The sequence below is a fragment of the Aeromicrobium sp. A1-2 genome (genome assembly GCF_003443875.1).
Lineage (GTDB): Bacteria > Actinomycetota > Actinomycetes > Propionibacteriales > Nocardioidaceae > Aeromicrobium.
On the sequence record NZ_CP027482.1, the window covers coordinates 1,221,253 to 1,241,836 of the forward strand.

At 67.6% G+C, this 20,584-nt stretch carries 13 protein-coding genes and 1 pseudogene; 8 read left to right on the forward strand and 6 right to left on the reverse strand.

The genetic code is table 11. The annotated features are described in order from the left end of the window. Nucleotides 1-91 precede the first annotated feature (91 nt). Entirely contained in the window at nt 92-826 is a 735-nt protein-coding gene (locus C6I20_RS05990) for a class I SAM-dependent methyltransferase (protein ID WP_254052263.1), read from the forward strand. Next, nucleotides 823-4,932 carry a DUF3367 domain-containing protein gene (locus C6I20_RS05995; protein ID WP_162891158.1) on the forward strand — a complete coding sequence of 1,370 codons (4,110 nt, stop codon included), beginning with the start codon at nt 823-825 and terminating at the stop codon, nt 4,930-4,932. Before C6I20_RS05990 ends, C6I20_RS05995 begins: the two co-directional genes overlap by 4 nt. A 26-nt stretch (nt 4,933-4,958) precedes the next feature. Here C6I20_RS05995 and C6I20_RS17600 read toward each other — a convergent pair. Continuing rightward, a pseudogene (locus tag C6I20_RS17600) lies at nt 4,959-6,032 on the reverse strand (acyltransferase family protein); the annotation flags it as partial. Then, nucleotides 6,029-7,849 carry a hypothetical protein gene (locus C6I20_RS06005; RefSeq protein ID WP_118395131.1) on the reverse strand — a complete coding sequence of 607 codons (1,821 nt, stop codon included), beginning with the start codon at nt 7,847-7,849 and terminating at the stop codon, nt 6,029-6,031. The gene C6I20_RS06005 and the pseudogene C6I20_RS17600, both read right to left, overlap by 4 nt. A gap of 157 nt (nt 7,850-8,006) precedes the next feature. Between C6I20_RS06005 and C6I20_RS06010 the strand changes: the two genes are divergently transcribed. From C6I20_RS06010 to C6I20_RS06025, 4 genes are all read left to right on the forward strand, one after another. Continuing rightward, a complete protein-coding gene (locus C6I20_RS06010) occupies nt 8,007-9,017 on the forward strand; it encodes a DUF3068 domain-containing protein (protein WP_162891159.1) in 1,011 nt (336 codons plus the stop codon). Nucleotides 9,018-9,092: 75 nt separating this feature from the next. After that, nucleotides 9,093-10,346 carry a M18 family aminopeptidase gene (locus C6I20_RS06015; RefSeq protein WP_118395133.1) on the forward strand — a complete coding sequence of 418 codons (1,254 nt, stop codon included), beginning with the start codon at nt 9,093-9,095 and terminating at the stop codon, nt 10,344-10,346. A gap of 194 nt (nt 10,347-10,540) precedes the next feature. After that, nucleotides 10,541-12,010: a 30S ribosomal protein S1 gene (rpsA, locus tag C6I20_RS06020; protein WP_118395134.1), complete on the forward strand. Its 1,470-nt coding sequence runs from the start codon at nt 10,541-10,543 to the stop codon at nt 12,008-12,010. 146 nt (nt 12,011-12,156) lie between these two features. Then, nucleotides 12,157-13,224, forward strand: coding sequence for a phosphatase PAP2 family protein (locus C6I20_RS06025; RefSeq protein WP_162891160.1), 1,068 nt, complete (start codon nt 12,157-12,159; stop codon nt 13,222-13,224). On the opposite strand, the gene C6I20_RS06030 is transcribed toward C6I20_RS06025, so the two are convergent. Beyond that, a complete protein-coding gene (locus tag C6I20_RS06030; protein ID WP_216822998.1) occupies nt 13,177-14,487 on the reverse strand; it encodes a class I adenylate-forming enzyme family protein in 1,311 nt (436 codons plus the stop codon). The two genes, C6I20_RS06025 and C6I20_RS06030, sit on opposite strands and share 48 nt — an antisense overlap. Nucleotides 14,488-14,624: 137 nt before the next feature. On the opposite strand from C6I20_RS06030, the gene C6I20_RS06035 reads away from it, so the two are divergent. Both C6I20_RS06035 and coaE read left to right on the forward strand, forming a co-directional pair. Continuing rightward, nucleotides 14,625-15,458 carry an SH3 domain-containing protein gene (locus tag C6I20_RS06035; RefSeq protein WP_118395136.1) on the forward strand — a complete coding sequence of 278 codons (834 nt, stop codon included), beginning with the start codon at nt 14,625-14,627 and terminating at the stop codon, nt 15,456-15,458. An 8-nt stretch (nt 15,459-15,466) separates the two neighbouring features. Further along, on the forward strand, nt 15,467-16,063 hold the full coding sequence (gene coaE / locus C6I20_RS06040) for a dephospho-CoA kinase (protein WP_118395137.1): 597 nt from the start codon (nt 15,467-15,469) through the stop codon (nt 16,061-16,063). Here the strand turns inward: coaE and C6I20_RS06045 are convergent. The 3 genes from C6I20_RS06045 to C6I20_RS06055 all read right to left on the reverse strand — a co-directional run bounded on the left by C6I20_RS06045 (nt 16,060) and on the right by C6I20_RS06055 (nt 20,479). Continuing rightward, nucleotides 16,060-17,010 (reverse strand): RNA polymerase sigma factor RpoD/SigA, encoded by a 951-nt coding sequence (locus C6I20_RS06045; RefSeq protein WP_118395138.1) that lies wholly within the window; start codon nt 17,008-17,010, stop codon nt 16,060-16,062. The genes coaE and C6I20_RS06045 overlap by 4 nt on opposite strands. Before the next feature lie 71 nt (nt 17,011-17,081). After that, nucleotides 17,082-19,178: a S9 family peptidase gene (locus tag C6I20_RS06050; protein WP_118395139.1), complete on the reverse strand. Its 2,097-nt coding sequence runs from the start codon at nt 19,176-19,178 to the stop codon at nt 17,082-17,084. Continuing rightward, nucleotides 19,175-20,479 carry a DNA polymerase IV gene (locus C6I20_RS06055; RefSeq protein ID WP_118395140.1) on the reverse strand — a complete coding sequence of 435 codons (1,305 nt, stop codon included), beginning with the start codon at nt 20,477-20,479 and terminating at the stop codon, nt 19,175-19,177. The genes C6I20_RS06050 and C6I20_RS06055 overlap by 4 nt, the downstream gene beginning before the upstream one ends. Between the last annotated feature and the right edge of the window lie 105 nt (nt 20,480-20,584).

Consider the following 20,584-nt stretch of genomic DNA (forward strand, 5'->3'; position numbering starts at 1 on the left):
TCACGTCCCTCAACGTGTCGATGCCGAGTCCCTCAACCCGGCACCCCCAGGATATCAGGGGAGCGGTCCACCCCTCGGGTATCGTGCACGCGTGCCTGCCACTCCCTTCCGTCCGACGTTGCGGCGATCGTGGCGGCTCTTCCAGGCATTCCGGGTCGAGCAGAGCGATCCCGACCACTTCTACGGCATGCTCGCGCAGGACTCAGTCGATCAGATCGGGAGCTATCAGGAGCTCGATGGGCGCCGGGTCATGGACGTCGGCGGTGGGCCCGGCTACTTCGCGAATGCATTCCGTGCAGCCGGTGCCACGTACGGCTCCCTCGACGCCGATCTGGGCGAGCTCTCCGGGCTCGGTGACCCTGAGCCGGGCACCGTGCTGGGCAGCGGTATGCAGCTCCCTTTCCGCGATGAGAGCTTCGACGTCACCTATTCGTCCAACGTGCTCGAGCATGTCAGCCAGCCATGGACGATGGCGGACGAGATGGTGCGAGTGACCAAGCCCGGAGGCCTGGTCTTCCTTTCCTACACGCTCTGGTTCGGCCCGTGGGGCGGTCACGAGACAGCGCCGTGGCACTTCCTCGGCGGCCACCGCGCTGCACGTCGTTACGAGGCGAAGCACGGGCACGAGCCCAAGAACCTCTTCGGCACATCACTCTTCGTGATCACCGCCGGGGGTGGCATCGCGTGGGCGGGGCGACAGGCTGACGCTGACATCGTCGCCGTCATCCCGCGCTACCTGCCACGCTGGTCGTGGTGGGTTCTGAAGGTCCCCGGTCTACGGGAGCTGGTGACGTGGAATCTTGCGATCGTGCTGAGGAAGCGGTGACCGGCGAGACCATCGAGATCGACCCGGTTCGCCGCGCGAGACTCCAATGGCGATTCCGGCTGGGTGTCTGCTCGCTGCTGCTGGGCGCAGTCGCCTTTGTCCAGTCCCCGGGACGCATCGTCACCGACACCAAGCTCGATCTTGCGGTTGATCCCGGTGGCTTCCTGGCCCGGTCGATGCATCTGTGGGACGGTCTGGGGGCCTTCGGCCAGGTGCAGAACCAAGCCTATGGCTACCTGTTCCCGATGGGCTCGTTCTTCTGGGTCGGCGATCTCCTGACGTTGCCGCCCTGGGTCGTTCAGCGGCTGTGGTGGTCGGTCGTGCTGATCGTCGCCTTCCTGGGCTTCGTCAAGCTGTGCTCGGCGCTGAACCTGGGAGCGCCGTGGGTGCGGGTGCTGGGAGGTTTTGCGTTCGCCCTGTCACCGCGCTTCCTGACGGTCATCGGCCCGTCCTCGATCGAGTTGTGGCCTTCAGCGGTCGCGCCGTGGGTCCTGGTGCCACTGGTCATAGGGCTGCGTCGCGGTAGCCCCCGCCGGATGGCGGCGATGAGCGCAGTGGCGGTTGCCTGCATCGGCGGCGTCAACGCGGCCGCGACCTTTGCCGTGATCCCGTTGGGAGCATTGTGGTTGCTGTTGGCCGCGCCGAGCCCGCGCCGCAAGCAGCTCATGCTGTGGTGGCCGCTGTCGGTGCTGCTAGCGACGGCATGGTGGCTTGTGCCGCTGTTCCTGCTGGGGCGCTACAGCCCCCCGTTCCTCGACTACATCGAGAGTGCGGCGAACACGACGATCGCGACCGATCTGTTCGATACGGTCCGCGGCACGAGCAACTGGCTCCCGTACATCGACTCGTATGCCAACGCCGGCAATCTGCTGCTGACCCAGCCTGTTCTCATCGCGAACGGGCTGGTCGTCCTGACTTTAGGTGTCCTCGGCCTGGCTCGGCGGGACCTGCCGCACCGGCAGTTCCTGGTCGGGGGGCTCTTCGTCGGTGTCCTGATGGTCTCCATGGGGCACGTGGGAGCCGTGAGCGGCATCGGTTCCGAGGCGGTGCAACACCTGCTCGACGGTGTGCTGGCTCCTTTGCGGAACACCCACAAGTTCGACGTCGTGCTCCGGTTGCCGTTGGTCCTGGGCCTGGTGCACGCCGTGAGCGTCCTCGTTCGAGATCCCAAGAGCCCGTATGGCCCCTCTGCGGTGCGCGCCACCGCGACAGGCATGGGCGTCGCTGTGCTGGCCTCAGTTGCGGTGCTCGGTGCGACGGTCCCTGCCTGGACGGCCGCCCTGGCCAACCGAGCCAGCTTCACCGAGGTGCCGGGCTACTGGAAGGACACGGCGGACTGGCTTGGCAGTCACCCCAACGGGACGGCCCTGCTTGCACCTGCGACCCCGTTCGGTGACTACGTCTGGGGCAAGACAGGTGATGAACCGATGCAGCCGTTGGCCACGACGCCGTGGGCGGTCCGCAACCTCATCCCGCTGGCACCGGGGGGCAACATCGAGATGCTCGACACGATCTCGCGACGATTCGCGACGGGGCAGGGGAGCGAAGGGTTCGGCGACTTTCTTCGGCGTGCCGGGATCGGATACGTGGTGGTCCGCAACGACATCAAGCGGGACCAGGACGTCGTCGACCCGGCACTGGTTTATGCGACGTTGACGAGCACACCCGGCGTCAGATCGGTCAAGCGTCTCGGCCCACTCGTCGGAGGGGGGCCGACGCTGACGAACGACGCGGGAAAAGAGGTGTTCGTCAACGGGGGTCGTCAGGTCTCTCGGCCCGCGGTCGAGGTGTTCGAGATCGGCGATGTGCGCTCCGGCGTCACTGCCCAGGACCGGGCGGGCACCCCCGTCGTGGTCGGCAGCACCGACTCCCTCCTGAGCCTTGACGACGCTGGCACGACGGCAAACGGTTCGACGATCTTCGCCCAGGACGCCGACCCGAAGAAGCGGCCCGAGCACCTCATCCTCACCGACGGCATCCGGAGGCAGGAGGCCTCTTTCGGTTCGGTCAACCACTCGCGGTCAGCCTCCATGACCGTGGACGAGCCCTACAGCTCCAACCGGCCGGTCAGCCGCTACGACCAGGATGCGGTCGAGCCGTGGACGTCTGCGCCGGTTCTGGACGGCGCCGACCACATCCGCGCTTCGTCCTCGCAGTCGGAAGTCGGATCGCTTCCACGCATCGAGCAATCGGCACAGCCATGGTCGGCGTTCGATCGAGACGATGAGACGACGTGGCGTGCCGACTACGCCGACGCAGGAGAGACCTCCTGGGTCGAGATCGGGTTCGCGGGCCGCCGGCTCGTCGGCACGGCCAGCATCACGTTGGGGCTTCCGCGCGGGCAGCAGCGAGCGCTCACGATCACGACCGAGAGCGGTGACCGGACCGTGCAGGCGACCGGCGGGCGCCCGGTCACGGTCGACGTGGGTCGGGTCCGCACACTGAGAGTCTCCGGACCGTCCACGGGGGCCCAACCGCTGGCGATCTCGGACATCACCCTGAGTGAGGTCCAGGTCAGCCGACCGCTTCGACTGCCGACGCTGCCGACGGCATGGGGCAACCCGGAGCAGATCCTGCTCGACTCGGGATCCGGCTACGACGATGGCTGTCTCGCCTATGACGGAGTCATGCGCTGCTCGGCCGCCGATCACGCGCAGGGAGATGACGGACGCAGCATCGATCGAATCGTTCCCCTTCAGGGTGCCGGTCGGTTCGAGGCCGACCTGGTAGTCGCCCCGCGCGGAGGTGCATCGCTGACTTCACTCGTGCAACAGGGCCAGGTGTCGACGATCGCGGCTAGCTCGCAGATCGTCGACAGTCCGCGGGCGAGCGCAGTGCGAGCGATCGACGGCGATGATCGCACCGGGTGGGTGGCCGAGGCCGAGGATCCTGACCCGACCCTGAGCTTGAACTGGGTTGGCGAACGGCGGATCTCACGACTGGCAATCAGGACGGACGCCGATCTGGCCGCCACCCCTCCGACCAAGGTGCTGCTGCGATTCCCCGATGGCACCTCCCAGCAGGTGGGCATCCGTGCCGGTATGGCGCGCTTCGACCCGGTTCGTACCTCGTCGGTCGAGGTGCACCTGCTGGGTGGGCCACGCCGCTTCTCGGTGGGATTCTCAGGAGGCGTCAGCGAGCTGCCGGTGGGCGTCAGTGAGATGTCGGTGCCCGGAACCGGGCTGTACCCCACAAGCCTGTCCTCCGAGAGTCTTCGCCTCCCGTGCGGATCGGGTCCCGACATCGTGATCGACGGCTCGGTCCACCGCACCGCGGTTCGGACCACCGCGAGCCGGCTTCTGGCCGGTGAGGAGGTGCCGGCCCGGACCTGTGGCTCCGATTCGCAGTACCTCGGGACTGGCGAGCATCGGGTCACTGTCGCGGGAAATGGCGCATTCCGGGCAGCTCGGCTGGTCCTGACCGAGGCAGACGCAGCCGCGCCCACCGCCCGATATGTCGGGGTCGACGGGGGCACCGTCGCGGTCCCTCCCTCACCGACCGATGCGTCGCAGCTCGTCGTGATGGGCCACAACCAGAACGTCGGCTGGCGGGCCAGTGTCGGAGGCCAGGACGTTCGGTCCGTTGTCGTCAACGGGTGGCAGCAGGGCTGGGTCGTGGGACCGGGCGGCGGGACGCTGAAGATGACCTTCGCTCCCGATCGTCTCTACCGTGGTGGGCTCGCTCTCGGGGCATTCCTCGTCGTGGCGCTGATCAGCATCGTGATCCGGCGAGGTCGTGAGTGGCCGGAGATCGCGGCGGCACCCCGGGTCGCTCCGCGCTGGGGCGGTTGGGCAACCCTGGGGGTCGGCATCGTGGCGATATCGCTGGTCGGTGGGGGAGTCGGCGTCGTTGCTGCGTTGCTCGGGTTCGTGGTGGGTCGGTGGGCCCACACGCGCATTCCTGCCCTGACCGGTGCGCTGGCCCCCGCGGCGGTCGCGGTGGCCGGGCTCTATTTCCTCGTCGAGCCGTGGGGCGGAATCTCCGGTTGGGCCGGCGTGCGTTCCACGCCAGCCTTGCTGGTCGCACTCGCGCTCGGATCGCTGCTCGAACGCCTGGTCGGCCAACGGGTGTCCTTCAAGCGCATTAAGGGCTTCTCGACCAGCTGATACAGCGCCTCGGACACCACGAGGCCGATGCCGAGAGTCAGAGCGAACAGCTCGATCCCGTGTCCGCGGAAGAGCCCGTAGCCGGTCCAGTCGGAGACGAGCTCGAGCACGATGAGATGGCAGCAGAACAAGCTGTACGAGATGTGACCGATGTGCCGCAGCGCGGGCAGCGCCATGATCTGGGCGTACGTCGAGCCCGGGTCCCCGAAGATGCTCGGCAGCACGACGAGCGTTGCGACGCCGGTATACAGCGCGGTGCGGACGACCGACTCATGCGGCGCCAACAGGAAGAGCCCTGCTGGACCGGCCAGGGGCGTGCTGGCGATCGCGTACAGCGCTATGGCTGCGGTCCAACACGTCGCCGGGCTGGAGGCGAACACCATGAGTGGCCGGGTCACCCGGGAGGCGCCCGTGCGCAGGTCGACCGCAACGACAGCCAGTGCCAGTCCGGCAGCGAACCAGATCAGGTACGACACGAGCCAGCGGTTGGCCCACCCGTCAAAATCCTTGAGGTGGCCCGTCGCAAGCCCGGCCCACATCAGCGAGACCAGGCCCAGGCCCGACAGCGCCAGCAGGATCCGGTCGGGCCGCCAGGTGCGTCGGCCCACGACGGACAGGAGGAACCACATGAGCGCGGGGAGCACGATATAGAACGAGGCCTCGGTCGTGAGGCTCCACATCTGGGTCAGGCCGTGCGGCAGATCCGGGGCCGTGTAGAGATCGATCAGCAGCAGGTTCGTGAGCCACCGGTGGAACGGTTCCCCGCGGTTCTCGCTCAACAGGAGGAAGGCCGCCACCACAACGATCCAATAGACCGGCAGGATGCGTAGGGCTCGCTTCCAGAAGTAGCGCCCGATCGAGTCGTGGGGCTGACCGGTCCGAACCGCCGCGACATAGGGGAAGCCGAGCAGGAAGCCGGACAGGACGAAGAAGATCGCGACCCCGACCTCCAGGCGTTGGGTCGCAGCGCCGAGTGTGCCGTTCCCGTAGTAGCCGGCCCAAAACGAGGTGTGCGTGCCGACGACGGCGATCGAGGCCACCGCGCGTAGCGTGTCGAGCCCGGGGAAGCGGGGGGTGAGGCGCTCGCTGGGCGTTGTCATCCGACCGGCACGATCTCGCCCACGGCGACCGTGTCGAGGCACACCGTCAGGTCAGGTGTTCGGGACGTGAACCTCATGGTCGCGAATTTCCCCTCGCCCTGCAGGTAGTAGGTATGGATACCACTTTGCACGCGGATCGTCCGGATGTCCTGCCCGGGGATCGTCAATGACAGTGACCCGTCCCCTGATGCGAGGTAGGAGATTGACGCCCACCAGAAGGGCGGGCCCCCGCTGACGTCGATCGTCGTCGCAGTGTCCCTCACCTGATAGCCGCACCCCTCGACCGGGCCGGGGCGTGACGTGGCCGCCGCTCGGATTCCGGCCTGTCGGTGCACACCCTGGTCATCGAGGATCCTGAGATCATTTCCATAGGTGGACGTCGTGAGGCTCGTCCCAAGCGGCCGCAGGAGCCGTGAGGGCAGGTTGTTCGGATAGCTGAGGCCGGACTGGACAAGCTCAGGCACCGGGACGTCGGCGATCACCGCCGGGTCGCGCTCGAGGCTGGATCGGGCGTTCTGCACAAACTCCCGGGCGGGATACGCGCCATGCCAGGGACGTATGAACTGTACGGTGCTGACGAGGCAGCCGGCTGCCGCAGCAGCCACGAGGACACGAGAGATCCGGATCATCCACGGGCGAGCTGGGCGGCTCGGCACGCGGGCCTGGAGCGTGCTGCCGACCATCGGAAGAACTGCGAGCCCCATGGCGAGGGCCGTGACCGGCAGTGAGTCGGCCAGGAATCGCATGAGCTCGCCGGCGTACGCACCCAGCTCGAGTCCACGCCCGAAGACCAGCCCGAGGTAGGCCACCGCGAGCTGCGAGAGCAGGACCACGGCGGCCGCGACCGTCGTGCGGGGTGATCGAAGCAGCGCCCAGGTGACCAGCCCGACGACAACGACCACGGCAGCGACGTGCAGTCCGACCGGCACGTCGGTGGCACCCATCGGGGGGTTGTCGGTAGTCCATCGCCATGGCCCGCCGACGAGACTGGTGACCCACGATGTGCCGAGCATCGTCCGCGCCACACCCACCGGATCCGGAGTGCCGCCGGAGGTGACCGGGGACGGTGTCCGAACGGCGTACACGACGAGGTAGCCGATCGAGAGCACAGCAGCCGGGAGCACCAGTCGCCAAGCGCGGGTGGACAGGTTCCACGGGCGGCGCCACAGGCTGCCGGGCACAAAGAAGAGCAAAAGAGTCATCCCGAGCACCAGCGCAATCTGCAGGCCGCGCGGATCCGCGGCGAGTCCGAGCGCGTAGCTCCCGGTGGCGGCAGCAGCGTTTCGCCAGCCAGGCTCTCGAAGATGCCGGACGGCGAACGTGACGGTGAGGAAGAACGCGATGTGCAGTGGCAGGACGTTGAGCGCCGCCGACCACCAGACGACGCCGTCAAGGTCCATGGTGGAGAAGAGGTAGAGCGCGAGCGGCAGGAGGATCGCCCACCGGCATCCGAACAGCGTGCGCAGCATCAGCAGGCAGCAGGCTGATGCGATGGCCTGGAGGACGACGACCGAGCCGCCAGCGACCAGCCAGTTGTACGCGCCGCTGTGCGCAACACCCCAGCTGATCAGGTTGCCCAGCGGCATCAAGTGGCTGTCGTGCGGGGTGAACAGATACGCCAGTCCAAGCCGGTGGTCCAGTGCGTCCTGCAGAAAGACGAAGTCATCGCTGTAGAACCACGCCGGGAGCACTGCCCAGGCCCGCCCGACGACCTGTAGGCCTATCAGCGTCCACGCCACCGTCAGGATCTCCTGCTGCCGCGAGAGTCCCGCGGGGAGGAGCCACCGCATCGACGGTGGCCGGCTGTCGGCTGTCACAACGTCCGATCATGGCACATCCGGGGGTCGTCTCGGCCCGGACGATTGCCTGGCGATATCGGTGTCAAACGGGACCAAATGAGCACAGATGTACTGCAGGGAGAGTGACCCTCTGCGGTGTTACGGTCAGGTGTTCACGAGGTGGAGGGAGCCCACTGTGGGAAAGAAATTGGGGACAGTCGCGCTGTTCCTGGGCGCATTTTTGCTGGCACTTGCCGCATTGTCCAAGTTTTACATGTACGACCAGCTGGCCGTCGTGCCATACAACACCGAGACGACCAACACGTCGTCGACGGCACCCGGCAACGACGCCGAGTACCTCGATGCCGCGGCCGGGCTCAAGATCACGACAGGACCGCTGAAGAACACCAAGGTGTTGAGCGGCAACGTCGAGCTCAGCAAGAAGGCCAGCAAGGATCTCGGCAAGGACGTCGCGGTGTGGGACTACATCAACTGCACGGCACCGGTCGACTTCAACTGTGGCAGTGGAGACACGCCGTTGAGTCTCAACGTTGATCGGGTCCCGTTCGACCGCAACACCGGCCAGACGGTCAGGTGGGACGGCAGCTACAGCGAGACGGGTGGCGAGAAGACCGAGCCCGCGAATTTCGAGGGGCTGTACTTCAAGTTCCCGTTCGACACCCAGAAGAAGACGTACAAGTTCTGGGACGACACGTTGCTCACGTCGACCGACGCCAAGTTCGTCGGCGAGGGCAAGGTCGAGGGACTCAAGGTGTACAAGTTCGAGCAGACCATCGCACCGATCAGCACCGGCACGATCGACGTGCCGGGCGATCTGGTCGGGTCGGACGAGTCAACCGTGACAGCCGATCAGATCTACTCGAGCACGTCCTACTACAGCGTCGAGCCGGTGACGGGTGTCATCATCGTCGGCCGGACGTCGCAGGACAGCTACCTCGAGGTCGACGGTGTCCGCAAGGTCACGACGACCAAGGCTGATCTGCAGTACTCGGACGCGACGATCAAGGACACCGCGGATGAGTACAAGTCCAAGGCAACGCTGCTGACGACGGTCAAGACGACCGTCCCGCTCGGCGGGGCGCTCATCGGCATCCTGCTGATCGCCGCGGGTCTGTGGACGCGGCGGGGTGGCGACACCTCGGGCAGCCGCAAGGCAGACAAGGACGAACTCATCGGCTCGCACTGATCTGTCACCCACGCACAGCGCGACGCCGCAGCCCTGCCGGGGTGCGGCGTCGCGCTGTTCTAAGGTGAGGGTCCTATGACCATCGCCTCCGCAGCCGATCTCTGCACCTTCGTCGACAGCTCGCCGACACCGTTCCACGCGTGCGCAACTGCCGCCGCCGAGCTCGACTCCGCCGGCTATCGCCGCATCCACGAGTCCGACGCCTGGCCGACCCGACCGGGACGACACTATGTCGTCCGAGGCGGATCGCTCGTGGCGTGGTCGACCGAGTCGAGCAGTGCAGCTACCGACCCGTTCCGTGTCGTCGGCGGACACACCGACAGCCCCAACCTGCGCCTGAAGCAGCACCACGACCTGGCAACGGAGGGTCTGGGCGTCGTCGCCCTCGAGCCGTACGGGGGAGCCTGGCTGCATTCCTGGCTCGATCGCGACCTGGGCATCGCTGGGCGCCTCGCGATGCGCGACGGCAGCGAGATCCTGGTCCACGTCGACGAGCCCGTGCTGCGGGTGCCGCAGCTCGCGATCCACCTGTCCGACCGCAAGCCGCTGGAGGTCGACCCGCAACGGCACCTCAACGGCATCTGGGCGACGAGCCCCGGCAGGTTCATGGAGCACGTCGCGCACCGAGCCGGAGTGGACGTCGCAGCGGTGCTCGGATTCGACCTGATGACGCACGACACGCAGCCGAGTGCCCTCACCGGCGCCCGCAACGAGCTCGTGTCAGCGCCTCGCCTCGACAACCAGGCCACCTGCTTCGCCGGTCTGCGTGCACTCCTCGCGGCCGAGTCGGTGCCGGGAATCCGTCCGGTGCTCGCGCTGTTCGATCACGAGGAGGTCGGCAGCACCTCGGAGCGCGGTGCTCAGTCCGACCTGCTCCTGACGGTGCTCGAGCGCATCGTGCTGGCCGCCGGCGGAACGCGCGATGACTACCACCGCGCGATCGCGGCATCGGTCTGCGCGTCCGGCGACATGGCGCACGCGACGCACCCCAACCATCCTGAGCGGCACGAGCCTCTGCACCACATCGCGATGGGCGGGGGACCGGTGCTCAAGGTCAACGTCAATCTGCGCTATGCCACCGACGCCGTCGGCGCGGCGCACTTCCAGCGGGCGTGCGACCAGGCAGGTGTCCCGTTGCAGCGCTACGAGCACCGTGCAGATCTGCCGTGCGGCTCGACGATCGGGCCGCTGAGCGCCGCTCGTACCGGCATGTTGACCGTCGACGTCGGCGCTCCGCAGCTCGCGATGCACTCCGCCCGTGAGGTCATGGCGGCGGCCGATGTCGCGCCCTACGCGCTCGCGCTGTCGGCGTTCCTCGCACCCGCCTAGCAGCCGCGCGACCCGGCTATCCCGCAAAGCGGGGTGTCCCGTACGATTGAGACTGCGCTGATGGCCTGTACGTACCTCGGACAGAGCAGGCCCGTGCTCGTGCTCGGTCGGGTGAATCTTCCCGGCACACGTCACGATCCAAGGGCCGTCAGGCGTGCCCGACAATTCCACCCATCCATCGGAGCAACTCCTATATGACAAGCAGCATCGCCCACGTGGCACCCCAGGTAGCGATCAATGACATCGGCTCTGAGGCAGACTTCCTCGCCGCCATTGACCTCACCATCAAGTACTTCAACGACGGCGACATCGTCGAAGGCATCATCGTCAAGGTTGATCGTGACGAGGTCCTCCTCGACATCGGTTACAAGACCGAAGGTGTCATCCCGTCCCGCGAGCTCTCCATCAAGCACGACGTCGACCCCAACGAGGTCGTTTCCGTCGGAGACAGCGTCGAAGCCCTCGTCCTCCAGAAGGAGGACAAGGAAGGTCGGCTCATCCTGTCCAAGAAGCGTGCGCAGTACGAGCGCGCGTGGGGCGACATCGAGAAGATCAAGGCCGAGGACGGAGTCGTCGAGGGCACCGTCATCGAGGTCGTCAAGGGCGGCCTGATCATGGACATCGGTCTGCGCGGCTTCCTGCCGGCGTCGCTGGTCGAGATGCGCCGTGTGCGCGACCTCGACCCGTACATCGGTCAGAAGATCGAGGCCAAGATCATCGAGCTCGACAAGAACCGCAACAACGTGGTCCTGTCGCGCCGTGCCTGGCTCGAGCAGACTCAGTCGGCCGTTCGCCAGAACTTCCTCACCGAGCTCCAGAAGGGGCAGGTCCGCAAGGGCGTCATCTCCTCGATCGTCAACTTCGGTGCGTTCGTGGACCTCGGCGGCGTCGACGGTCTCGTCCACGTGTCCGAGCTGTCGTGGAAGCACATCGACCACCCGAACGAGGTCGTTCAGGTCGGCGACGAGGTCACCGTCGAGGTGCTCGACGTCGACATGGACCGCGAGCGCGTCTCGCTGTCGCTCAAGGCCACGCAGGAAGATCCTTGGCAGCACTTCGCTCGCACCCACCAGATCGGCCAGATCGTGCCGGGCAAGGCGACCAAGCTGGTCCCCTTCGGTGCGTTCGTCCGCGTCGAGGAGGGCATCGAGGGCCTGGTGCACATCTCCGAGCTCGCCGAGCGTCACGTCGAGATCCCCGAGCAGGTCGTCCAGATCGGCGACTCGGTCATGGTCAAGATCATCGACATCGACCTCGAGCGTCGTCGGATCTCGCTGTCGCTCAAGCAGGCCAACGAGACCGAGGCCGCAGTCAGCGATGACTTCGACCCGACGCTCTACGGCATGACGTCGTCCTACGACGCCGATGGCAACTACATCTACCCCGACGGTTTCGATCCCGAGACCGGCGAGTGGCAGGAAGGCTTCGACGAAGCCCGCGCCACCTGGGAGAAGCAGTACGCGCAGGCGCACGAGCGCTGGGAAGCTCACAAGCAGCAGATCGTCGATGCCGAGAAGTCGAGCATCGAGGCTTCTGAGGCCGCGAACTACTCCTCCGACACCGCCGGCAGCGAGGGCGGCGACGCCCCGCAGCAGGAGGGCTCGCTCGCCTCGGACGAGGCGCTGCAGGCGCTTCGCGAGAAGCTCACGGGCGGCGAGGCGTAACAACCCGCAGCTCCAACAGAACCCTCGGTCCTTCTGGACCGGGGGTTCTGTGCGTCGGTGCAACCTGCGGACGGCGTCACATGACGCCGTGATGTGAAGTCGTGCTGGTCCTGACGCAAACCGACAACGGGCGATACAGTCACACGGTGCGTAGATCGGGCCTGGAGTTCAGCTCCGCGATCGCCGTGGCCACCGTGATCGCGGCGCTTGTCATGGCCGAGTCACTCGGTCTGGGCTTCCACGACCCCGACGGATCGACCGGCCCCACGTACATCCGGCTGCCCGTCATCGTGCTGCTCGCGCTGGTCCTGGACATCGTCCCGAGGGCCGCCTACCGCGCTCGGGCATGGCGGCCTCTTGGCGGAGCGGTCGTCGATGTCGTGCGCGAGCGGTGGACTCCGGCCAACCTTCGATTCATGCTGATCGGCCTCGTCGGGTGGTACGCGACGTACGCCTCGGTCCGCAACCTCAAGGGCTTCGTGCCCTTCGCCAATCATCACCTGTACGACGCCGACCTGACCCGGATCGACCGGGCGATGTTCGGCGGCCACTCACCCGCGGTGCTGCTTCACGAGCTGCTCGGCAGCGATGTCGCCGCGCAGGTCCTGTCGCTCTTCTACCTCGCCTGGATCGCTGCGCTGCCGGCTTCTCTGGCGATCGCCCTGGTGTGGGCGCGGCGCGACCGGATCAGCTCGTGGTGGGTGACTGCGGTGTCGGTCGACTGGGTCATCGGTGTCGCGCTCAACTACGCCTTGCCGACCCTCGGCCCGGTCTACGACCGACCGGGCGACTTCGCGAACCTCACGTCCACGACCACCTCGGCCCTCCAGCAGTCGATGTGGATCGAGCGCCTGCAGGTCCTGGCCGATCCGGCCAACACGCAGACCGTGCAGAACATCGCCGCCTTCGCCTCCCTGCACGTCGCGATCGCCACGACGGCGTGCCTGGTCGCCCACCGCGCGGGGCTGCATCGCGCGATCGTGTGGTCCTTGCGCGCCTTCCTCGCGATCACGATGGTCGCGACGGTCTACTTCGGTTGGCACTACGTGTCGGACGTCATCGTCGGGCTGCTGCTCGGCTTCGTCGGTGCGTGGGTGGGGGAGCAGTTTGCGGCGCCGGACACCGAACGGGATCGCTCGGCCGGTGCGGCGTCCGACGCCGAGGCGTCACAGCTCGGTTCGGCGGACCTTGCCGGTCGCGGTTCGCGGCAATGACGCCAACCGCTCGTACGTCTTGGGGCGTTTGGGCGGGGTGAGCCGCTCGGTGGCGAGATCGCGCAGGACCTGCTCGTCGACTTCTCCGACGTACGCGGCACACACCCGCTGCCCCCACTGCGGGTCGTCCCGGCCGAAGACAGCCAGATCGACCAGTCCCCGGGCCCCTTCGAGAGCGGCCTCGACCTCGGCCGGGTAGACGTTGACCCCGCCGCTGATGATCAGGTCCTCGCGACGCGAGTCCAGGAAGACCAGTCCGTCCGCGACCCGACCAAGATCGCCGACCGTGAACGCGGGGCCGGCGGGAGTCTCGCGCCAGACCTCCCGCGTCTTTTCGGGGGCGTTCCAGTAGACGAATCGGGCCCACTCCGGGACGGCGCACCACAGCTGCCCGTCGGCATCCGCCGTGACGACGCGGCCGGGTCGGGCGCGGCCCACCGTGCCCGGGTGTGCAATCCACTCCGAAGCCGGACACGCGGTGAACTGTCCCTCGGTCGAGCCGTAGAACTCCCAGACCGCATCAGTGCCGAACTGGTCATGCGCGCGGAGACGGATCGGCTCGGGGCACGTCGCCCCGGCGTGGGCGACGAGTCGCAAGCACGAGGTGTCCAGCGTGCGGCCCTCGTCATCGAGCCGAGCGAAGAGCCGTTGCAGATGTGCGGGCACGCAGAACATCGAGGTGGGACGTAGCACGTCGATCGCCTCGACGAGATGGCCGGCGTCGAATGACGGCAGCGCCGCGATCGAACCACCGGCCAGCAGCGTGCCCATTGCGAACCGCAGAGGCGCGGAGTGATAGATCGGAGACACGACCAGGTTGAGGTCGCCGGCGTGGAATCCCCAGAGGTCGCGCTCCTCCCGCACCAGTGACTCCGCGTGCGACTCGGTCAGCAGGCCCGACCACACGCCCTTGGGTCGTCCGGTCGTGCCGGAGGTGAAGTGCATCGGGCGGCACCGGGGCCAGGGGTCGAGATCGACCGGGTCTCCGCGCAGCAGGTCGGCGAGCGCCTCGGGCCCGTCGATGACCATGATCGGCTCGACGTCCGCGATGATCACGTCCCGCTCGTACGCCGTGAGTCGCGGATCCAGCGGCACTGGCACGACGCCGCTCCGGATTGCCCCGAGCACGGCGCTGACATAGTCCGCCGAGCCTGCGACGGACAGCACCACGCGGTCTCCGGGCCGTGCGCCACCCGCGGAAAGGGCGCCGGCGACAGCTGCCTGGTCGATCGCGCTGTCTGCCGCGGTGAGGACCTTCAGCACCCGAATCCTTCCAGATCGTGAGACTTCGGTCACAAGCCGCCGGGGGGACCCGGTTCTTCGACGTGATCCGACGTGCAAAGTATGCTTGACTCGAACGCTGAGACAGACAGCCGTCTACGCAACAAGGTGGTCCATTCGTGGCACACAGTCGCCACAGGCAAGTCCGCAAGGCGCCCCGCAGCCTCCGCGCGACGCACGCGATCCTTCCGGTCGCAGGTCTGTTGACCGTCGCCGCAGCCGGCGCCCTGGTCATCACCGACCAGGATGCGCAGCCCGCGGCGGTCGTATCGGCAGTCGCAGCCCCCAAGCAGGATCTGTTCGCAGCCTCCGCCGAGGAGCTGCCCACCGAGGTCAACCGCAGCGCCGAGCGTGCTCCACTGACCAACGAGGCAGCCGCCGAGGACAAGATCGAGGGCACCAGGTTCGCGGTCGTCCAGGTCGAGGTCCACGCGGCAGCCAAGGGATCCTCACCGGTCCTCGCCGAGGTCGCCTCCGGCAAGACTGTCGACATCACCGGCAAGACGTCCGGTGACTGGTCGCAGATCATCCACAAGGGACTCCCTCGCTGGGTCCCGACCGCGAGCCTGGCCAAGGAGATGCCGCTCGGCTCGTCGCCGTGCGCCTCCGGCTCGGGCTCGGAGAGCGGGCTCCGTCCCGACACCGTCAAGGTGCACCGGGCGGTCTGCGCCAAGTTCCCGTCGATCGTCCGTTACGGCGGCGTTGCCGGCCGCGGCGAGCACGCCACGGGTCAGGCGCTCGACATCATGGTCTCGAGCGACGTCGGCAACGAGGTCGCCGCATTCCTGATGGAGCACCGCGCCGAGCTCGGCGTGGAGTACATCATCTGGCGCCAGCGCATCTGGCGCCCGGCCACGTCGCCCAACTGGCGCGGCATGTCCGATCGTGGCGGTGCGACGGCCAATCACATGGACCACGTGCACGTCACGACCTACGGCAACGCCGCTCAGTAGGCGTCGGAGTGCTGCGCGTCGGACTCACCGGCGGTATCGGCTCGGGCAAGAGCAGCGTCAGTGCCCTGCTGGCTGGCCACGGGGCGGTGGTCATCGACTACGACCTGCTCGCTCGTCAGGCCGTCGACATCGGCAGCCCTGCGCTCGTCGAGATCGCGGCCCGCTTCGGTGACGCCGTGATCGCAGCGGACGGATCGTTGGACCGACCGGCACTCGGAGCTCTGGTGTTCGCGGACCCTGCCGCCCTGAGCGACCTCAACGCGATCACACATCCCGAGATCGGTCGGCTGGCGGCCGCCCGTGAGGCCGGGGCCGCCGCCGACGCGATCGTCGTCCACGACAATCCGCTGCTGGTCGAGATGGGCGCCGCGGACCGCTGTGACGTCGTCGTGGTGGTCGACGTGCCCGAGGACGTCCAGGTGCAGCGCCTCGTCAGCGACCGGGGCATGTCGGAGACGGATGCCCGAGCCCGGATCTCTGCTCAGGCGTCCCGACAGCAACGAACCGATGTCGCCGATCTGATGATCGACAACACCGGTCCGTTGGATGAGCTCGCCCGCATCGTCGGGGGCATCTGGGACGAGCTCGAGTCCCGGGCAGGCTAGGCAGCCAGGTCCGGATCCGCGATGCGGCGCAGGGTGGCCAGCGCCTCGCGTTCCAGCTGGCGAACGCGCTCCGCCGAGATGCCGTGCCGCTTGCCGATGTCAGCAAGCTTCTGCTGACGACCGTCGAGCAGCCCGTAGCGGGCGCGCACGATGTCGGCCTCGCGCTCACCGAGGTTGTCGACGAGGTTCGAGATCAGGTGCCGTGACTCGTCGTCGATCACTGCGAGGTCCGGGCCCGGCAGCGTCTCGCGGGCGATCAGGTCACCCAGCGAGGTGTCGCCGTCCTCGTCGACGGGGGAGTCGAGACTGACGTGGTCGCGTCCCCACGCCATCAGATCGATGACCCGGTCGACGTCCATCCCGAGCTCCAGGCCGATCTCGGCCGGCTCCGGGTCGTAACCCAGCTGCCGCTCCAGATTGCGGCGCGCGGCCGTCACCTGGTTGAGCTCCTCGACGACGTGGACCGGGAGGCGTACGACCCTGGCCTGCTGCGCGATGCCGCGGGTGATCGCCTGACGCACCCACCAGGTGGCGTACGTGGAGAACTTGAAGCCCTTGACGTAGTCAAACTTCTCGACGGCGCGGATCAGGCCCGTGTTGCCCTCCTGGACCAGGTCGAGCATCGGCATGGCCGAGCGACCGTACTTGCGGGCGATCGAGACCACGAGTCGCAGGTTGGCCTGGATGAACTCCTGGACCGCCTGGTCGCCCTCCTCGGCGAGCCACGTGAGCTCCTCCTCGGTGGCCGACTTCGGCGCTCCGCCCTTGCGACGGCCGATCCGGCCTTCCGCGAGGAGGTGCCGGGCGAACAGCCCAGCCTCCACGGACTTGCTCAGCTCGACCTCTCGCTCGGCGTCGAGCAGGGGAGTGCGGGCAATCTCGGCCAAGTACATGCCGACGCTGTCCTTGCCTTCGATGTTGGTGCTGCCGTTTCGTGCGCTCACCATGCGCCTCCCATCAGTGTCTGTACTGATGAGAACGCACGCGGTGCCCCAAGGATTCCGCTCTCAGACGCTTCTTAGGTGGTGCGTGCTACATCGATGATCCAGGCGAGCTCCCACGCCCGCTCCTTCCACGACGCGTAGCGACCGCTGACTCCGCCGTGGCCAGCGTGCATCTCGGTCTTGAGCAGGATCGGTGCGTTGCCGGTCGAGGTCGCACGGAGTCGGGCGACCCACTTGGCCGGCTCGACGAACATCACCCGGGTGTCGTGCAGGCTCGTGACCGCCAGGATCGCGGGGTAGTCGTGCGCGCCGACATTCTCGTAGGGCGCGTAGGACTTCATGTACGCGTAGACCTCCGGGTCGTCCAGCGGATTGCCCCACTCGTCCCACTCGATCACCGTGAGCGGCAGGCTCGGGTCCAGGATCGTGGTCAGGTTGTCGACGAACGGGACGCTGGCGATGACGCCGGCGAATGCGTCGGGTGCAAGATTGGCGATCGCGCCCATCAGCAGCCCGCCAGCACTGCCTCCCTCGGCAACCAGCCGATCGGGCGACGTCCAGCCCTCGGTGACGAGGTGCCGGGCGCTGGCGATGAAGTCCGTGAAGGTGTTGCGCTTGCGCAGCATCTTGCCGTCGTCGTACCAGTGACGGCCGAGCTCGCCGCCACCACGCACGTGGGCGATCGCGAACACGAAGCCACGGTCGAGCAGCGACAGCCGCATGACCGAGAAGCCCGGATCCATGCTGGCCTCGTACGACCCGTAGCCGTAGATCAGGCACGGCGCACTGCCGTCACGCGGCGTGTCCTTGCGGCACACGATCGAGACCGGCACCCGGACGCCGTCGTCGGCGATCGCCCAGCTGCGGTGCTGCTCGTACTGTTCGGGGTCGTAGCCGCCGAGCACGGGCGCCTGCTTGCGCAGGATCAGCTCGCCGGTCGCGACGACGTAGTCGTAGATCGATGCTGGCGTGATGAAGGAGCCGACTCCGACCCTGATCAGCGGCTGGTCCCACTCGGCGTTGGCGCCGACGCCGCTGGTGAACAGCTCTTCGTCGAACTCGATCTCGCGGAGCTCGCCGATGCCAGCGTCGTCGATCGGCATGATCCCGATGCGGGAGAGCGCGTCGCGCCGGTACGAGACGACGAGCTGGCTGGCGAAGACGTCGACGTCCTCGAGGCGGGTCGTGTCGCTGCCGGCGATCACGACACGGCGGTCCGTGACGTCGTCGACCGGAACCACCATGAGCTCGAAGTTCAGCGCGCCCTCGTTGTGCAGGACGACGAAGTGGTCGACACCGCCGATCACGGCATGCTCCAGCGCGTACTCCACACCATCCTTGCGGGGCAGGACGACCTGGAACTCTCCCTCCGGGTCGTCGGCGGCAAGCACCCGCACCTCGCTGGTGACCTTGGACGACAGGCCGATGACGAGATACTTGTCGGACTGTGTACGTCCGACGCCGACGAAATAGCTCTCGTCCGTCTCCTCGAGCACCAGGACGTCGGCGTCGCTGGAGCCGAGGGTGTGCCGCCACACCCGGTGAGGACGCCAGGCCCCGTCGACCGTCGTGTAGAACAGGTGCGTCGCGCCGGCGGACCAGGTGGCTCCGCCGCTGGTTGCGGGGATCTCGTCCGGCAGCACCTCTCCGGTGCGCAGGTCCTTGACCCGGATCGTGTAGCGCTCGTCGCCCTGTGTGTCGACCGACCAGGCCAACAGGGTCTCGTCGTCGTTGATGCTGAACGCTCCGAGCGAGAAGAACTCGTGGCCCTCGGCCTCGACGTTGGAGTCCAGCAGAATCTCCTCGCCGGCGATCTCGGTGCCGGCCTCGAGCGCCGGCGGATCCCAGTCGTCGGGGTCACCGATCGGGCATCTGCAACGGATCGCGTACTGCTGGCCCTCGACGGTGCGGGCGTAGTACCACCAGGCGCCCCGTCGCACCGGCACCGAGAGATCCGTCTCGAGGGTGCGGGCCTTGATCTCGTCGAAGATCTGCCGGCGCAACGGCTCCAGGTGAGCAGTCGCTGCGTCGGTGTGGACGTTCTCGGCCTCGAGATAGGCCAGCGTCGCGGGATCCTCCTTGTCGCGCATCCACTCGTAGTCGTCGACGAACTCGTCTCCGTGGTGGCTGCGGACGATGGGCCGGCGCTCGGCGATCGGAGGAACAGTCATACCCCGAACGTACCGGTGTGCCCAGTGCCGAGGGCAGGGTCGTCGGTGCGGAAGGTGTGCACAGGCCCCGGGGGAGTCCACCGGGTCTCGAACCGCACCGTGACCCGTCCCAGTCCCGAGCCCCAGACCCAGCCGTCGCCATGGTGCTCGTGGTGCACGTCCATGCCGGGATACCAGCGGACGGCGCGGCTCACGTCCTCCTCGACCGGATCCTCGTCGAGGTCATCATCGTCTTCGGAAGCGAACAGATCGTCCTGCACCCAGTCGGCCAGGCCGCTCACGCCGACGCCGAGCAGGCGCAGGCCGTTGCTGATGTCCTCGCCGGCCAGCAGACCGCAGGCAATCGTGGCGAGGATCCGGGCGTTGTCGGTGGGATTGGGCAGTGTCGAGGACCGGGTGTGGGTCTCGAAGTCGTGGTGCCGCATCTTGAGTGTCACGGTGCGCCCCGAGAGCCCGTTCTTGCGTAGCCGTGCCGAGACCGATCGGGCCATCCGATCGACGATGGTCTCGAGCTGGACCCGGTCGGAGATGTCCTGCTCGAAGGTGTCCTCGACGCTGACCGACTTGGTTTCTCGCGATGCCACGACAGGGCGGTCGTCGTCGGCACGGGCCATCCGGTGCAGCGAGCGGCCGGAGGCCTGGCCCAGCAGGCGCACCAACTCGTCCTCGCTGGGGGTGCGCAGGTCATCGACGGTCAGGATGCCGACCCGGCGCAGGCGTTCGGCTGTCGCGGGTCCGACGCCAGGGAGTGCCGTGGCCTGCATCGGGCCCAGGACCGCGGCCTCGGTGCCCGGCTGCACGACGAAGACCCCGTCGGGCTTGTTGATCTCGCTGGCGATCTTGGCCATGAGCTTGGACGACGCGACCCCCACCGACGCGGTCAGTCCGCCGGTGAGATCGGCGATGTCGGCGCGGATGCGGGCCACGACCTGCTCGACCTCCTGCGAGTCGAAGTCCGGGGCGGCCGCCAGGTCGACGAATGCCTCGTCGAGGGACAGCGGCTCGATCAGCTCGGACTCCTCGCGCAACCGCTCCATGACGAGCCGGCTGGCCTCTCGGTAGGCGTCGAAGCGACCGCCCAGGAACGCTGCGTGTGGGCAGCGGGCGCGAGCCTCGGCGGTGCGCATCGCCGAGCGGACGCCATGCACCCGGGCTTCGTACGACGCAGTCGCCACGACGCCGCGTGGGCCGATGCCGCCGACGATGACCGGACGGCCGCGCAGCGATGGCTTGTCGCGCTGCTCGACCGACGCGAAGAACGCATCGAGATCCAGGTGCATGATCGTCGCCGTGGACCGCATGGCACCAGTCTCTCGTGCCCGGCGGCCACGTCTTCATGCACACCCGCGGCCCGGGTCCCGGGTGTCCACAGTCGCCGAGAGGGAGGCTGACCGGCGGCTCCCCGG

Coding starts and splice junctions, on each gene's coding strand:
- C6I20_RS06015 (WP_118395133.1), top strand. CDS start 9,093: ATGACCATCGCCTCCGCAGCCGATCTCTGCACCTTCGTCGACAGCTCG.
- rpsA (WP_118395134.1), top strand. CDS start 10,541: ATGACAAGCAGCATCGCCCACGTGGCACCCCAGGTAGCGATCAATGAC.
- C6I20_RS06045 (WP_118395138.1), bottom strand. CDS start 17,010: ATGGTGAGCGCACGAAACGGCAGCACCAACATCGAAGGCAAGGACAGC.
- C6I20_RS06050 (WP_118395139.1), bottom strand. CDS start 19,178: ATGACTGTTCCTCCGATCGCCGAGCGCCGGCCCATCGTCCGCAGCCAC.
- C6I20_RS06055 (WP_118395140.1), bottom strand. CDS start 20,479: ATGCGGTCCACGGCGACGATCATGCACCTGGATCTCGATGCGTTCTTC.